The sequence below is a fragment of the Pseudomonas sp. JS425 genome, from assembly GCF_018223845.1.
Taxonomy (GTDB): Bacteria; Pseudomonadota; Gammaproteobacteria; order Pseudomonadales; family Pseudomonadaceae; genus Aquipseudomonas; species Aquipseudomonas asiatica.
This window is the reverse complement of sequence record NZ_CP073661.1, coordinates 4,950,946-4,965,954: the sequence shown is the minus strand read 5'-3', so window position 1 is coordinate 4,965,954 and position 15,009 is coordinate 4,950,946. Positions and strand designations below refer to the sequence as shown.

The following is a 15,009-nucleotide window of genomic DNA, read 5'->3' as shown; positions in this document are numbered from 1 at the left end:
TCGCGACACAAGGCCGCTCCCACAAGAGATCGCGTACTCCTGTGGGAGCGGCCTTGTGTCGCGATGGGCTGCGTAGCAGCCCCAGGTTCAATCAGGCCGCCACTTCACTGTTCGGTTCGAAGCTGTCCGCCCGCGCCAATTGCCACATGCGCGAATAGAACTGCCCGTTCACCTCGCCAGTCAGCAGTTCACCCGGCTTCAAGAACACATGCATCTGCGAGAACAGTTTGATCTCGGTGGCCGAGATGCGTCGTACCAGGTGCTTGGCTTCCAGCTGCGCCGGGTGCTCCAGGCCCGCTGCCGCAAGCATTTCGGCCAGGGCACGCAAGGTATTGTGGTGGAAGTTCAACACCCGCTGGGCTTTGTCCGGCACCACCAGCGCACGCTGGCGCAGAGGGTCTTGCGTGGCCACACCGGTCGGGCACTTGTTGGTGTGGCAGCTCTGCGACTGAATGCAGCCGATGGCGAACATGAAGCCGCGCGCCGAGTTGGCCCAATCAGCGCCAATGGCCAGCACGCTGGCAATGTCGAACGCGCTGACGATCTTGCCGCTGGCGCCCAGCTTGATCTTGTCGCGCAGGTTCAGGCCAACCAGGGTGTTGTGCACGAACAGCAACCCTTCGCGCAGCGGTACGCCAATGTGGTCGGTGAACTCCACCGGCGCCGCGCCGGTGCCGCCTTCCTTGCCGTCGACGACGATGAAGTCGGGCAGGATGCCGGTTTCCAGCATGGCCTTGGCTATGCCCATGAACTCCCACGGGTGGCCCAGGCAGAACTTGAAACCTACCGGTTTGCCGCCAGACAGCTCACGCAGCTGGGCAATGAACTGCATCATCTCGATTGGGGTGGAGAAGGCACTGTGGCGCGACGGCGATATGCAGTCTTCGCCCATCAGCACACCACGGGTTTCGGCGATTTCCCGGGTCACCTTGTGCTTGGGCAGGATGCCGCCATGGCCGGGCTTGGCGCCTTGGCTCATCTTGATTTCGATCATCCGCACCTGCGGGCTGCGTGCCTGGGCGGCAAAGCGTTCGGGGTCGAAGCGCCCGTCTGGCGTGCGGCACCCGAAGTAGCCGCTGCCCAGTTCCCAGACCAGGTCGCCGCCATGCTCGCGGTGATAGGGGCTGATGCTGCCTTCGCCGGTGTCATGGTGGAAGTTGCCCAGCTTGGCGCCCTGGTTGAGGGCGCGGATGGCGTTGGCGCTGAGCGAGCCAAAGCTCATCGCCGATATGTTGAAGATCGACGCTGAGTATGGCTGGCTGCATTGCGGCCCGCCGACGATGACCCGGAAGCTTGCCGGGTCGGCCAATGGCGCCGGGCGCATGGAGTGGCCGATGAATTCGAAGCCGGACTCGTACACGTCGATCAGGGTGCCGAAGGGTTTGTCCGAGGCTTCGTTCTTCGCCCTTGCGTAAACCAGCGAGCGCTGGGCGCGGGAGAACGGCAGGGCGTCGCTGTCCGCCTCCAGCAGGTACTGGCGAATTTCCGGGCGAATGGCCTCGACCAGATAGCGGATGTTGCCCAGGATCGGGTAGTTGCGGCGTACTGCGTGGCGTTGCTGCAACAGGTCGAACAGACCGATGAGGCTGAGGATTCCGGTGCTCAGGGTGAACGGCCACAACCATTCGTGGTGGGTGAACGGAAGGCTTGCCAGGGTGAACAGCACACAGGCGGCGAAGAAGGCATAGCGACTGAGAAGTGACAGGCTCATACAGGGTCCTTGCGATGGCGCGGTCAGGCTCAGGGCCTGGGGCAAACCCCGACCATAGCCAAGTTGCTCGGCTGTGCAAATTAAAATCGGGGTAGCGAAAATCATTCTCGCCAAACCTTGTGTTGGCTGTACTGGCCCTATCGCCGGCAAGCCGGCTCCCACAGGGATAGCGCATCGCTCAAGGGCGATGCGGTTTAGGTGGGAGCTGGCTTGCCGGCGATAGAGCCAGTACAGCAAAAAAGCATTCAGATGGTGTCGCGCAGCAGCTTCTGCCGCCAGCTTTCCTGCTCTTGTGCCGGCGCTTCAACCAGATATGAATAGTGCCCGGCCACCCGCACCGCCACCGGCACCCCGTCGCGGTACAACAGGCGGTTGCCGCTCACCGCCGGCACTTTCGCCCCCGGCAGCAACGACCCGACCAGGTTCAGTGGGTCACTGGCACTCACCACCACCAATGCCCCGTCCAATTCACGCCGCCGCACCTGCCGCAGCAGCCCCACCGCCTCCGGCAAGGCGAACTGTTCGCCGGCCAGCCCGGAAATGAAGCGCCCGCCACGAATCTCGCCACGCGCTTCCAGCCGGTGATAGCAGCGCAGCAGTTCGCGCCAGGGCGGCAGCACATCGCTTTCGCGCTCCAGCAGGCGCCAGCACACCACGCCATAGCGCCGAAGCAGGGCCCGGGCGATGTGCTCCAGGCGCTGGCTGTCGTCTACAGTGCCCCTGCGCAGCAAGGCCCAGCGCCCGGCATGGGACATGCTGCTGGACAGCGGCGGATGGCCGCGTCGGCTGTTGCGCGATGTGCGTTTCGCCGCCGGGGTGATCAGGCTGCGCAGGCCGGTGAAGCTGTCGGCCCCCACCAGGCCTGCGCCTACCAGCTCTTGCAAGGCCGTCTCCAGTTCGCTGGGTAGTAGGTGGGCGTCGTGTGCCAGCTCGTCGAAGAACAGCGCGCCATGCGCGTTCAGCACCTCGTGGACGCGTTGCGCTCGTGCGCCGAGGCTATCCAGGGCGGGTACGGGGGCAAGGCTGCGCCACAACCCAAGATGCTCGCGCGGCAGCAGCACCAGCGGTGTGCTCGACAAGGTGTTGCTCGACACGGTCGCCGCCAGCCGGCTCCAGGCGAACTGCCCGCTACGGCAGGCATCGTCGAGCCAGTTCGGGCTGTAGTCCTTGATACGTGCTGGCAGCAGTTCGGCCTCCCATGCTCCGGCGGCACTCGGGAATCCTTGTAACTGGCCTAGTACCTCGGCCACGGCTTGCGGGCCGCGCAGGCGCGTGTCGTCAGCCAGGTGCTGCCAGTCGAACAGAAAGCGCATGAAGTCCTGCAGGCTGACCGGCTCGATCTCCCGGCGCAGGCGTTTGACCGTGTAGCGGTGGATGCGCGCAAGCAGATGGCGTTCGCACCATTGCAGTTCGCTTGCGCCGGGGCTGAAATGCCCACGCAGCACATAGCCTTCGGCCTCCAGGCAGGTCAGGGCCTGTTCGATGGCCGGCAGCGGTTTGCCAAGTGCTGCCGCAATCTGCGCGCGGGTCAGCGGGCCATGGCCGCTCAGGCGGGCTCGCAACAGTTCGACCAGCGCAATGTCCGGCTCGATGGCCTGATCGAAGCCTGGCAGTACCTGCAACGCAGGTTCCAGCCGGGAGCCGGGATACAGCACCTGCAGCAGACTCAACCGCTCGCGTGCCAGCCACAGTTTTTCATCCACCAGGCGCAAGGCCCGGCCGGCCTTGGCCAATTGTCTGAGCAGCAGTTCCCAACCGGCATTGCCCTGCACTTCGTCCTGGCTGATGGCACCCAGGCCCATCAACGCTTCATGCATTTCGTCGGCGTTGCCCGGCTGCGGCCAGGCCTCGGCCGTCACGGCGGCAATCGCATCGGCGTCCAGCGCGCCCAGGTCGTCGCCGTTCTGCACCTCGTTCCAGCGCCGGTTGAGCACTGCCTGCGTGCGACGCTCTTCCAGTGGCGCGTCATCCAGGAAGGCATATGGCCGAGCATTGAGGATGGCCGCCGCCAACGGCGAAGGGGCGGGTAGATCGCGGCACAGCAGGCGTACCGTGCCGCTTTCCATGCGCCGCAAAAGTGCTAGCCAGCCTTCGCTGTCCATCGCCTCGTGCAGGCAGTCGTCGAGGGTTTGCTCGACCAGCGGATGATCGGGAATCTGCCGCTCGCCGACGATGTTCTCCAGGCAGGCGATCTGGTCGGGGAACACGGCAGCAATCAGGTCTTCACTCTTCATCCGCTGGATCTGTGGCGCCACCTTGCGACCGCCGACAAAGCGCGGCAAGGCCATGGTCACGCTGGCGTTCCAGCGCCAGCGCACGCCGAACAGCGGCGCATCGAGCAGTGCCTGGACAAGGATCGACTCGGCGTTGCGGCTATTCAGGTAACGCCACACGTCGTCCAGTTCGAAGCTGTGGCTGGAGGACAGCGACAGCACGATGGCGTCCTCGCTGGCCGCCGCCTGCAACTCGAAGTTGAAGGTGCGGCAGAAGCGCTTGCGCAGGGCCAGGCCCCAGGCGCGGTTGATGCGGCTGCCGTAGGGCGAATGGATGATCAACTGGGTACCGCCGGACTCATCGAAGAAGCGCTCCATCACCAGCGTGTCCTGCGAGGGCAGGGCACCAAGCACTTCGCGGGTGCGGGCCAGGTAGTCGAGCAACTGGCCAGCGGCGGCTTCGCCCAGTTCGAAGGTGGCCTGCAACCATGCCAGCACCTCGGCTTGGTTGTTGTCAGCCAGCTGTTGGTCGATCTGTGCCTGCAGCCGGGCCACCGCGGCAGACAGCTCATCGCTGCGCCCCGGCGCCTCGCCCAGCCAGAATGGAATGGTCGGTGGCAGGCCATGGGCATCCTCCACCCGCACCCGGCCCGGTTCGACGCGCAGGATGCGATAGGAAGCATTGCCCAGCTGGAAGATATCGCCGGCGATGCTTTCCACCGCAAAGTCTTCGTTGACGCTGCCGATGTTCAGCGCCTGCGGTTCGAGCAGCACGGCGTAGTCGGCGTTGTCGGGGATGGTGCCGCCGCTGGTCAGGGCGGTCAGCTGGCTGCCGCGGCGGCCACGCAGGGTGCCGCTCACCGCATCGCGGTGCAGGTAGGCACTGCGCACGCCCTGGCGGCCGTTATAGCCCTCGGCGAGCATGCGCAGCAGGGCCTGGTAATGTTGCTGGTCGAGTTCGGCATAGGGCGTGGCCTGGCGCAGGCAGTCGAACAGGGCTTGTTCGTGCCAGGGCTGGTTGCTGGCTTCGGCGACGATCTGCTGGGCCAGCACGTCCAGCGGCGCCCGGGGAATGTGCAGCTCGTCCAGCTCGCCCCGGCGTATGCAGTCGAGCAGGGCCACGCATTCGATCAGGTCATCACGCGAGGTCGGGAACAAGCGGCCCTTGGGCACGCCATCGACCTGGTGGCCGGCGCGGCCGACCCGCTGCAGAAAGGCCGCTATCGAACCTGGTGAAGCGATCTGGCAGACCAGATCGATGTCGCCGATATCGATGCCCAGCTCCAGCGATGCGGTGGCCACCAGCACCTGCAACTGGCCATTCTTAAGGCGTTGTTCGGCATCCAGGCGTAGTTCCTTGGCCAGGCTGCCGTGGTGCGCGGCAACCGCCTCCTTGCCCAGGCGGTCGCTGAGGTGGCGGGTGATGCGTTCGGCCAGCCGTCGGGTGTTGACGAACACCAGGGTGGTGCGGTGTTCGCGCGCCAGGGTGGCCAGGCGGTCATAGACCAGGCCCCAGACATCGGTGGCCATCACTGCACCCAGCGGCACTGGCGGCACCTCGATGGCCAGGTCGCGCTGCCGAGCGTGGCCGACATCGACGATTGCGCAGGGGCGGCTGTTGCCGACCAGAAATTGCGCCACCCGCTCTACCGGGCGTTGCGTGGCCGACAGGCCGATGCGCCGCAACGGCCGGTTGCACAGGGCCTGCAGGCGCTCCAGGGTCAGTGCCAGGTGGGCGCCGCGCTTGTTGCCGGCCAGGGCATGGATTTCGTCGATGATCACGGTGTGCACGCTGGCCAGGCCTTTACGGCCAGAAGCCGAGCCCATCAGCACGTAGAGCGATTCGGGGGTGGTCACCAGGATGTGCGGCGCCAGCTTGCGCATGGCGGCACGCTCCTTCTGCGGGGTGTCGCCGCTGCGCACGGCCGTGGTGATGCGCGGGGCGTTCAGGCCCTGGTCCGCGATGGCCTGGCTGATGCCTTCGAGCGGGGCTTGCAGGTTCAGGCGGATATCGTTGGACAGCGCCTTGAGTGGCGAAACGTAGACCACCTGGGTTTGCGCTGGTAGCTCGCCTTGGTGCTCCAGGCCTTGGCGGAACAGTTCGTCGAGCACGGCCAGGAACGCACTGAGGGTCTTGCCCGAGCCGGTCGGTGCGGCTAGCAGCATCGACTTGCCCGCATGGGTCAACGGCCAGGCCTGGGCCTGGGCATCGGTCACCGTGGCGAAGTGGCGACGGAACCAGGTGCGCACGGCGGGGTGGAACAGCTCGAGCACCGGGTGGTGTTTGGCGGGCAGGTTCATGTGTTGGTTATGGAGGGTGTAGGGCGGGTTGGCAAGGGGCCGTTCGTCTGCCGGATCGGCTATGACCTTCGCGGGTAAACCCGCTCCCACAGGTACTGCGCCGCTCTCTGACCTTGTGGTGCACCTGTGGGAGCGGGTTTACCCGCGAAGAGGCCGGCACAGGAAACACTGGCCTTGTCAGGCCAGGAACCCCATGGGATCCTCCCCGGCCATTGTTTCAGGTGAGCCCCCCATGCCCAACACCATCCGCATCGCCGCGGCCCTGCTGATCGATCCCCAAGGCCGAACCCTGCTGGTACGCAAACGCGGCACCCAGGCTTTCATGCAGCCCGGCGGCAAGATCGATGCTGGCGAAACACCCGTGCAGGCGCTGGTGCGAGAGCTGCATGAGGAACTGGGCCTGCACATTGACCCGGCCCAGGCCGTGCACCTGGGCCAGTTCAGCGCCCCGGCCGCCAACGAGCCGGGCTTCGAGGTACAGGCCGAACTGTTCCGTGTCGACAGCGCCGCAGCCGTGCTGCCGGCCGCGGAGATCGAGGAGGTGGTGTGGCTGGCCGCAGACCAGGTACCCGCCATGCAGCTGGCACCCCTGACCCGCGACCTGATCCTGCCGCTATACCGCCAGGCCGTCAGCGCACCGCGCTGACGCCATCGAGGGTGGCGAACGAGGTGTCCTTGGCCGTGAGCAAGAAGTCGCGCATGTATGGCGCATCGAGCATGTCGGTGCGCACGGCGGCATAAAGCGTGGCGAACAGGCCTTTTTCACCCAGGCGCTTGCCCTTCACATATCCGCGCGAGCTGTACTCGTGCAGCGCCCAGTGCGGCATGCCGCACACGCCACGGCCGCTGGCCACAAGTTGCATCATCATCACCGTCAGCTCCGATGTGCGCACGGCAGCGGGCTCGATGTCGGCCGGCTCCAGGAAGCGGGTGAAGATGTCCAGGCGGTCGCGCTCCACCGGGTAGGTGATCAGGGTCTGGTCAAGCAGGTCCTGCGGCACGATGTAGGGCTTGCTGGCCAACGGATGCTGGTTGGCCACCGCCAGCATCGCCTCGTAGGTGAACAGCGGCACGTAGGTGATGCCCGCCAGGTCCAGCGGGTCGGAGGTCACCACCAGGTCGAGGTCGCCGCGGGCCAGGGCCGGCAGTGGGGCGAAGGCAAAGCCGGAGGCCAGGTCCAGCTCCACCTCCGGCCAGGCGTCACGGAACTGGTCGATGGTCGGCATCAGCCACTGGAAGCAGCTGTGGCATTCGATGGCCATGTGCAGTCGCCCGGCGGTGCCGCCGGCCAGGCGCGCGATGTCACGTTCGGCGCCGCGCAGCAGCGGCAGGGTGGCATCGGCCAGTTGCAGCAGGCGCAACCCGGCGCTGGTGAAGCGGATCGGCTTGGTCTTGCGCACGAACAGCGGCAGGCCCAGGCGCTCTTCCAGCTCCTTGAACTGGTGCGACAGCGCCGACTGGGTCAGGTGCAGGCGCTCGGCGGCCTCCACCAGGCTGTCGGCCTCGCGCAGGGCATGAAGGGTTTTCAGGTGACGGATCTCCAGCACAGCTGACTCCGGTGTATGAACTTGAGGAAACAGGGAATGAGTTGAGTTTCCCTCATGTTGCCGCGCCTGTCGACTGGGCGTGCCGCCGCACCGCCTGGCGGGAGTCATCAAACTGTCACTGAACTGTGGCAGCGCGCCCGAACAGAATTCATCAGACTCGCGCTCTACTGGGGATCTGCATTCTGGTGTTTCTTTCATGCGGGCTTTTTGGCTTTTTCTTTTCTTTGTATTCGGCGTACCTGCAAGTTTCGCTGAACAGCGTTGTGACGCCCACGTGCCGGTGCAGCGGGCCGAGCTGGGCGCGGTCAGCCTTGTCTACCAGAGCGTCGGTGCGCCACGCGACCCGGCTTTGCTGCTGGTGATGGGCCTTGGCGGGCAGCTGATCCACTGGCCGGACGACGTGGTCGAAGCGTTGTGCCGCCAGGGCTTTCGGGTGATCCGCTATGACAACCGCGATGTCGGCCTGTCACGCTGGAACCAGTTGCCACCGACGGCCAACCTGACGGTCGAACTGCTGCGCTACAAGCTGGGCCTGTCGGTGGCTGCGCCCTATACGCTGACCGACATGGCGGACGATGGCCTGCGCTTGATGGATGCGTTGGGCGTGCGCCAGTTTCATGTGCTGGGGGTGAGCATGGGCGGCATGATTGCCCAGCACCTGGCTGCCATGGCGCCCGAGCGCGTGCGCAGCCTGACGCTGGTCATGTCCAGTTCAGGGGCGGCGGGGTTGCCGGCGCCGGATCCGGCGCTGGTGCAGTTGCTGGCCCGGCGCAGCGCGCCGAACCGCGAAGTGGCCATCGAGCAGCAGGCTGATCTGCTGGCGGCGCTGGGTAGCCCCGAGGTGCGTGACGACCGTGCGGCCTTGCTGCAGCAAGCGGCCGTGGCCTACGACCGGGCGTTCAACCCTGAAGGGGCCAAGCGCCAGATCATGGCGATACTGGCCGAGCCGAGCAGGGTCGAGTTGCTTAACCAGTTGCGGGTGCCGACCCTGGTAGTGCATGGCACGGCCGACCCGTTGCTGCCGGTGATGCATGGCGTGCACCTGGCGGCGCATATCCAGGGCAGCCAGCTGCGCTTGATACCGGGGTTGGCGCACCGCTTCCAGGAGCCGTTCAAGGCGCCGTTGCTGGGGGCGGTGTTGCCCTACCTGCAGGCACATCGGCAGGATGTCACGCATATCGCAGGGCTGTGAATCGAGGTCTGGCGCGGTCCATTGTGGGAGCGGCCTTGCGTCGCGAAAGGGGCGCGTAGCGGCCCCAGGATTCAAGCCCCCCTACAAAAATGCCGGGGCCGCTTTGCGGCCCTTTCGCGACGCAAGGCCGCTCCCACAGGGTTGCGTGCGCCTTCAGGCTAGTGCATCCGCACCCACAAGGTCACCAGCACGGTCGCCGCCATCAGCCAGGCCACCGTGGCCAACGCCAGCGATGCCTCCAGGCGCATGCGGTCGACCAGTACATACAAGGTCGCCAGGTACACGAAGTACGGAATGATCGACCACATGCCGAACAGGATGGTGGTCTTCAGGTCGGCAATGCTGCGCCCCTTGCCGACAATGTAGTGGGCAATCAGGGCGAAGGTGGGGAACAGCGGCACCAGCCCGGCGATGTAGTAATTGCGTGTCTTCGAAAGCACCGCCAGCAGCACCACCACACCAGCACCCAGGGCAGCTTTGAATACCAGGTCCACGTTGTCTTTCCAGGTTGGGTTGAGGTCAGCCGAGGCCGTATTTCTTCACTTTGTCGAACAGCGTGGTCTTGGCCATGCCCAGCTCCTGGCTGGCCTGGCTCAGGTTGCCACCAGTACGTTGCAGGGCATCGCTGAGCAGGTTGCGCTCGAACGCTTCCACCGCCTCGGCAAAGCCCAAGCCTTGGCTGGCACCACCGCTGGGGCCTTTCTTGAACGCAGGCAGGCCGAGGGCATAGCGTTCGGCGACGTTGCGCAGTTCACGCACGTTGCCCGGCCAGTCGTGGGCCATCAGGCGCGACAAGGTCTGGCTGTCCAGCGCAGGTGTTTCACGGTCGAAGCGCAGGGCCGACTGCTGCAGGAAGTGTTCGAACAGCTGCAGGATATCTTCGCGGCGCTCGCGTAGCGGCGGCAGCTCCAGTGTCACCACGTTCAGCCGGTAATACAGGTCGCTGCGGAACTGGCCACTCTGGCCCATGGCATCCAGGTCAGACTTGGTGGCGGCGATCACCCGGCAGTCCACCGGAATGCTCTGGTTCGAGCCCAGCCGCTCCAGGGTGCGCTCCTGCAGCACACGCAACAGCTTGATCTGCAGGTTGATCGGCATGCTCTCCACTTCGTCGAGGAACAGCGTGCCGCCATTGGCATGTTCGATCTTGCCGATGCGGCGTTTGCCGGCACCGGTGAAGGCGTTGGCCTCGTGGCCGAAAATCTCGCTTTCGAACAGGTTTTCCGGCAGGCCGCCACAGTTCAGTGCCACGAACGGCTGGCCCTGACGACGGCTGAAGTCGTGCAGGCAGCGGGCGACCAGTTCCTTGCCGGTACCGGTTTCGCCTTCGATCAGCACGTTGGCCGAGGTATCGGCGACGTTGGCGATGAGCTCGCGCAGGTGCTCCATGGCCGGCGAACGGCCAATGATGCGCCCCTCCAGGCTGCTTTGCTCCGCCAACTGGCGGCGCAGGGCCACCACTTCGCGCGACAGCCCGCGCTGTTCGAGGGCGCGGCGCACCACGTCGACCAGGCGCTCCGGGGAGAAGGGTTTTTCCATGAAGTCGTAGGCGCCATTGCGCATGGCGCCCACCGCCATGTCGATATCGCCGTGGCCGGTGATCAGTACCACCGGCAGGCTGCGGTCGCGGGCCTTGAGGCGGTTGAGCAGCTCCAGGCCATCGATGCCCGGCAGGCGTATATCGCTGACGACGATGCCGGCGAAGTCGTCGCCGATGCGCTCCAGCGCCTGCTCGGCGCTGCCCACACCTTCACAGGCGATGTCTTCCAGGGCCAGCGCCTGTTGGCAGCCGAGCAGCACATGCGGGTCGTCTTCGACGATCAGGACGGTAAGAGGCGCTTGGTTCATGGGTGCTCTGCCGATTCGCTAGGGGGTGAGACCAGGGGCAGGGCCAGGACGAAGGCCGTACCGCCGCTGGCGGGATGCTCGACGTTGAGGCTGCCCTTGGCGGCGGCGGCAAGGCTCGCCGACAGGGTCAGGCCCAGGCCCAGGCCGTGTTCGCCCGGCTTGGTGGTGAAGAAAGGTTCGAACAGGTGCTTGCGCGCCTCGGCGTCGATGCCGTGGCCATTGTCGCGCACCTGCAAACGGTACTTGTCGCCCTGCAGCTCGCCTTCCAGCCACAGTTGCGGCAGCGGCTGGGCGGCCATGGCATCCAGGGCGTTGCCGATCAGGTTGACCAGGATCTGTTCCAGGCGGGTCTGGTCGATGGCCAGCTGCTGGTCCTCGAACTGATTGTGCAGCTGCAGGTGGCAGGCACTGATGCGGTTGGCCAGCACCTGCAAGGTAGCGTCCACTGCCTTGGCCAGCGAAGCCTGGCCGCTGTCGTCGCTGCGTCGGGCGAACGAGCGCAGGCTGGCGGTGATTCGGCCCATGCGGTCGATCAGGTCGTTCATGGTACGCAGGTTGGTGCTGGCGGTTTCCAGCGCCCCCCGTTCGAGGAAGCGCACGGTGTTGCCGGACAACGTGCGCAGCGCGGCCAGCGGTTGGTTCAGTTCGTGGGCAATGCTGGTGGACATCTGCCCGATGGCGGCCAGCTTGCCAGCCTGTACCAGTTCATCCTGGGCGTGACGCAGGGTCTGCTCGGCATGCCGGCGCTCGCGAATCTGGCCCTTCAGGCGTTCGTTGCTGGCACGCAGGTCGGCCGTGCGTTCGGTAATCCGTCGTTCCAGCTGGCTGTTGGCTTCCTGCAGGGCCTCGCGGGCTGCCAGGCGGGTGGCGATGACCTTGCGCCGTTCGTTCCAGGCGATGCCGAGGATCGCCAACAAGGCGAAGGCCACGCCCACCAGGATGCCCTGTACCATGGATTCGCGGCGCAGGTCCTGCAGCGGGGTCAGCAGGGTGAAATGCCAGGGCGTGTCGACCAGGCGCCGGGTCTGGGCCAGGTAGGCCATTTCGCGGGCCTTGCCCTGTGCGGTTTCGCTGTTGGCCGGGAAGGTCAGCTTTTCCACACCATCGGCCAGGGTCTCCCGTGCCAGGGGTTGCAGTTCGTTCAGCGGCCACCAGTAGTACTGCAGGCTGCGAGCCAGGCGCTCCTTGATCTGCGGGGTCAGCGGGCGTACCGACTTCAGGCGCCGGGCAGGGTCGCTGGAGAGGATGATGATGCCGTTCTCGTCGCTGACGAACGCCTCCAGGCGGGCACGCTGCCAGCGCTCCTCGAGGGTGTCCAGGCGCACTTTGATCACCGCCACGCCAATGATCTTGCCATGCTCCTCCAGGCCGTGGGCCAGGTAATAGCCGGCCTCGCCGGTTGTACTGCCGATACCGTAGAAACGCCCGGGTTCGCCGCGCACGGCAGTCTGGAAATAGGCCCGGAACGACAGGTCCTCGCCGAGGAACGAGTCGGCATCGCGCCAGTTGCTGGTAGCCTGGACACGGCCGTTGGTGTCGAGGACGAAGATGGCCCGGCTGCGGCTGCGCCGGTTCAGGCCTTCGAGGTATTCGTTGACGGTCTGCCGCGAGCCGCCGTCAGGGTCGGTGAGCAGATGCGAGACGCTGTCTTCCAGCTCCAGCAGGCTCGGCAGGTAGGTGTACTTGCTGATTTCGCTCTCGACCGTGCGCGCGTGCAGCTCCAGCTGGCGCTCGCCGTTTTCGCTGAGGGTGCGGATGCCGCTGCTCTCGCTGATCAGGTAGCCAGCCATTCCCAGGCCGACCATCAGCAGGATGATCAGTGGCGGTAACAGCAATTGGCGGAGCAGGCGGGATTTCACGGCAGGCTTGGCAGGGAGAAGAAGCGAAGGATCGCATTTCATCACAGTGGCCTTGTCACGACCAGCGCCTGCTGCCCGAAGGGCAGCGGCGCCGACCGCTTCAGTGAAGCAAAATCAGTGTTGCAGGATCTTGCTGAGGAAGTGCTGGGTACGTTCGTGGCGGGCACTCGGGTTGCCGAAGAAGTCTTCCTTCTGGCAATCCTCGATGATGTTGCCCTTGTCCATGAAGATCACGCGGTTGGCCACCTTGCGGGCAAAGCCCATTTCGTGGGTCACGCACATCATTGTCATGCCTTCGTGGGCCAGCTCGACCATCACGTCCAGTACTTCGTTGACCATTTCCGGGTCCAGGGCCGAGGTCGGTTCGTCGAACAGCATGACGATCGGGTCCATCGACAGGGCGCGGGCGATGGCCACGCGCTGCTGCTGGCCGCCGGACAGCTGGCCGGGGTGCTTCTTGGCGTGGGCACCGAGGCCGACGCGGTCGAGCAGGGCCAGGCCCTTCTTGGTCGCTTCTGCTTCGCTGCGGCCAAGCACCTTGCGCTGGGCGATGGTCAGGTTCTCGGTGATGGACAGGTGCGGGAACAGCTCGAAGTGCTGGAACACCATGCCAACGCGCGAACGCAGCTTGGGCAGGTTGGTCTTGGGGTCGGCGATCGAGGTGCCGTCGACCACGATGTCACCTTTCTGGAACGGCTCCAGGGCGTTGACGCACTTGATCAGGGTGGACTTGCCCGAGCCCGACGGGCCGCAGACCACCACCACTTCACCCTTCTTGACCTCGGTGCTGCAGTCGGTCAGTACCTGGAAGTCCCCGTACCACTTGTTTACGTTCTTGATGGAAATCATACGGCGATCCTTTTTTGCAGGCGCTTGACCAGCCACGAAGCGGAGAAGCTGATGAGGAAGTACACGACACCGGCGAAAATCAGGAACTCATGGGAGCGCCCGATGATGTCGCCGTTGGAGCGTGCCGAGTTGAGGAAGTCCACCAGGCCCACGGTGTAGACCAGCGAGGTGTCCTGGAACAGGATGATGCTCTGCTGCAAAAGCAGCGGCGTCATCTTGCGGAAGGCCTGGGGCAAGATGATCAGGCGCATGGTCTGGCCGTAGGTCATGCCCAGGGCCTGGGCGGCGCCCATCTGGCCTTTGGAGATCGACTGCACGCCGGCGCGGACGATTTCGCAGAAGTACGCGGCCTCGAACATCATGAATGCCACCACGCAGGAGGTGAAGGCACCTACCGGGGTGTCCTCGCCGGTAATCCAGCGCAGCACGAATGGTACCGCCAGGTAGAACCAGGTGATTACCAGCAGCAGCGGGATCGAGCGGAAGTAGTTGACGTAGGCGCCGGCCACGTTCGACAGCAGCTTGCTCGACGACAGGCGCATCAGGGCCAGGATGGTCCCCAGTACAATGCCGCCAACCACGCCCATTATCATCAGCTGCAGGGTCATGACCATGCCTTCCCAAAGGGCAGGCAGGGCCGGGATGATTTCGCTGAAATCCATGTCCATTTATTTGCCCCCTACGGAAATCAGGCCGGGCACCGAGACTTTCTTCTCGACCATGCGCATCAGCAGCATCAGGCCCATGTTCAGGGTGAAGTAGATCAGCGTGGCCAAGGTGAAGGCCTCGAACAGGTTCGCCGAGAACTCAGCGGTCTGCTTGGTTTGTGCCAGCAGTTCCATCAGGCCGATCAGCGACGCCACCGACGAGTTCTTGAACACGTTCAGGAATTCCGAGGTGAGCGGCGGAATGATGATCCGGTAGGCTTGTGGCAGCAGCACGTTGGTGTAGATCTGCGACAGGCTGAAGCCCATGGCGCGGGCGGCGGCTTCCTGGCCGCGGGGCAGCGCCTGGATGCCGGTACGCACCTGCTCGCACACGCGGGCGGCAGTGAACAGGCCCAGGCAGATGACCACGCTGATCAGCGCCGAAGTGGTCGGGTTGAGGTCCTGCTTGAACCATTCCTGCAGGCCTTCTGGCAGCAGGTCTGGCACCAGGAAGTACCAGATGAACAGCTGCACCAGCAGCGGTACGTTGCGGAACAGCTCCACATAGGCGGTGGCGATACCCGATACCAAACGGTTCGGCACGGTGCGCATGACACCGAGGACCGAGCCTAGCAGCAAGGCGATGACCCAGGCGGAGATGGCGATGGCGATGGTCCAGCCCAGGCCGGTGACGTACCAGTCCAGATAGGTTTCGCTGCCCACGCCGGTGGACTTGAAGAACACGCCCCAGTCCCAGTTGTAATTCATCGGGATTTCCCCTCAGACGGTTGTTTCACGGGCACCTTCCAACATCCGAGGGCATAAGCCCTCGGATGAAAGGT

At 65.0% G+C, this 15,009-nt stretch carries 11 protein-coding genes; 2 read left to right on the top strand and 9 right to left on the bottom strand.

Features of this window, described 5'->3' with window-relative positions; all coding sequences use genetic code 11:
* Positions 1 to 91: 91 nt before the first annotated feature.
* The gene (locus tag KDB76_RS22905; protein WP_015271581.1) at positions 92 to 1,711 is read right to left on the bottom strand and encodes an FMN-binding glutamate synthase family protein; all 1,620 of its coding nucleotides are present in this window, start codon (positions 1,709 to 1,711) and stop codon (positions 92 to 94) included.
* 245 nt (positions 1,712 to 1,956) lie between these two features.
* Complete coding sequence (locus KDB76_RS22900; RefSeq protein ID WP_024087670.1) at positions 1,957 to 6,225, bottom strand: DEAD/DEAH box helicase; 4,269 nt, start codon at positions 6,223 to 6,225, stop codon at positions 1,957 to 1,959.
* Between the two features lie 232 nt (positions 6,226 to 6,457).
* Here KDB76_RS22900 and KDB76_RS22895 point away from each other — a divergent pair, with 232 nt between their 5' ends.
* On the top strand, positions 6,458 to 6,871 hold the full coding sequence (locus KDB76_RS22895) for an NUDIX domain-containing protein (protein ID WP_013973975.1): 414 nt from the start codon (positions 6,458 to 6,460) through the stop codon (positions 6,869 to 6,871).
* Here KDB76_RS22895 and metR read toward each other — a convergent pair.
* Complete coding sequence (metR, locus tag KDB76_RS22890; RefSeq protein ID WP_003258025.1) at positions 6,855 to 7,772, bottom strand: transcriptional regulator MetR; 918 nt, start codon at positions 7,770 to 7,772, stop codon at positions 6,855 to 6,857. The two genes, KDB76_RS22895 and metR, sit on opposite strands and share 17 nt — an antisense overlap.
* Before the next feature lie 196 nt (positions 7,773 to 7,968).
* Here metR and KDB76_RS22885 point away from each other — a divergent pair, with 196 nt between their 5' ends.
* Complete coding sequence (locus tag KDB76_RS22885; protein WP_024087669.1) at positions 7,969 to 8,964, top strand: alpha/beta hydrolase; 996 nt, start codon at positions 7,969 to 7,971, stop codon at positions 8,962 to 8,964.
* Positions 8,965 to 9,122: 158 nt separating this feature from the next.
* Here the strand turns inward: KDB76_RS22885 and KDB76_RS22880 are convergent, their stop codons facing one another.
* The 6 genes from KDB76_RS22880 to KDB76_RS22855 form a co-directional block, all read right to left on the bottom strand.
* Positions 9,123 to 9,458, bottom strand: a complete 336-nt coding sequence (locus tag KDB76_RS22880; protein WP_013973973.1) for a GlpM family protein — start codon at positions 9,456 to 9,458, stop codon at positions 9,123 to 9,125.
* Positions 9,459 to 9,483: 25 nt separating this feature from the next.
* A complete protein-coding gene (locus KDB76_RS22875) occupies positions 9,484 to 10,761 on the bottom strand; it encodes a sigma-54 dependent transcriptional regulator (RefSeq protein WP_230491511.1) in 1,278 nt (425 codons plus the stop codon).
* Positions 10,762 to 10,808: 47 nt separating this feature from the next.
* A complete protein-coding gene (locus tag KDB76_RS22870; protein ID WP_015271576.1) occupies positions 10,809 to 12,713 on the bottom strand; it encodes an ATP-binding protein in 1,905 nt (634 codons plus the stop codon).
* Between the two features lie 72 nt (positions 12,714 to 12,785).
* The gene (locus tag KDB76_RS22865) at positions 12,786 to 13,520 is read right to left on the bottom strand and encodes an amino acid ABC transporter ATP-binding protein (RefSeq protein ID WP_003258023.1); all 735 of its coding nucleotides are present in this window, start codon (positions 13,518 to 13,520) and stop codon (positions 12,786 to 12,788) included.
* Positions 13,517 to 14,188 (bottom strand): ABC transporter permease subunit, encoded by a 672-nt coding sequence (locus tag KDB76_RS22860; protein WP_013973970.1) that lies wholly within the window; start codon positions 14,186 to 14,188, stop codon positions 13,517 to 13,519. Before KDB76_RS22860 ends, KDB76_RS22865 begins: the two co-directional genes overlap by 4 nt.
* A complete protein-coding gene (locus KDB76_RS22855) occupies positions 14,189 to 14,935 on the bottom strand; it encodes an amino acid ABC transporter permease (RefSeq protein ID WP_015271574.1) in 747 nt (248 codons plus the stop codon).
* Between the last annotated feature and the right edge of the window lie 74 nt (positions 14,936 to 15,009).

Excerpts from the sequence above, each read along its gene's own strand:
- KDB76_RS22895 (WP_013973975.1), top strand. The coding sequence starts at position 6,458 with ATGCCCAACACCATCCGCATCGCCGCGGCCCTGCTGATCGATCCCCAA.
- KDB76_RS22900 (WP_024087670.1), bottom strand. The coding sequence starts at position 6,225 with ATGAACCTGCCCGCCAAACACCACCCGGTGCTCGAGCTGTTCCACCCC.
- KDB76_RS22905 (WP_015271581.1), bottom strand. The coding sequence starts at position 1,711 with ATGAGCCTGTCACTTCTCAGTCGCTATGCCTTCTTCGCCGCCTGTGTG.
- KDB76_RS22865 (WP_003258023.1), bottom strand. The coding sequence starts at position 13,520 with ATGATTTCCATCAAGAACGTAAACAAGTGGTACGGGGACTTCCAGGTA.
- KDB76_RS22855 (WP_015271574.1), bottom strand. The coding sequence starts at position 14,935 with ATGAATTACAACTGGGACTGGGGCGTGTTCTTCAAGTCCACCGGCGTG.
- KDB76_RS22870 (WP_015271576.1), bottom strand. The coding sequence starts at position 12,713 with ATGAAATGCGATCCTTCGCTTCTTCTCCCTGCCAAGCCTGCCGTGAAA.
- KDB76_RS22885 (WP_024087669.1), top strand. The coding sequence starts at position 7,969 with ATGCGGGCTTTTTGGCTTTTTCTTTTCTTTGTATTCGGCGTACCTGCA.
- KDB76_RS22860 (WP_013973970.1), bottom strand. The coding sequence starts at position 14,188 with ATGGACATGGATTTCAGCGAAATCATCCCGGCCCTGCCTGCCCTTTGG.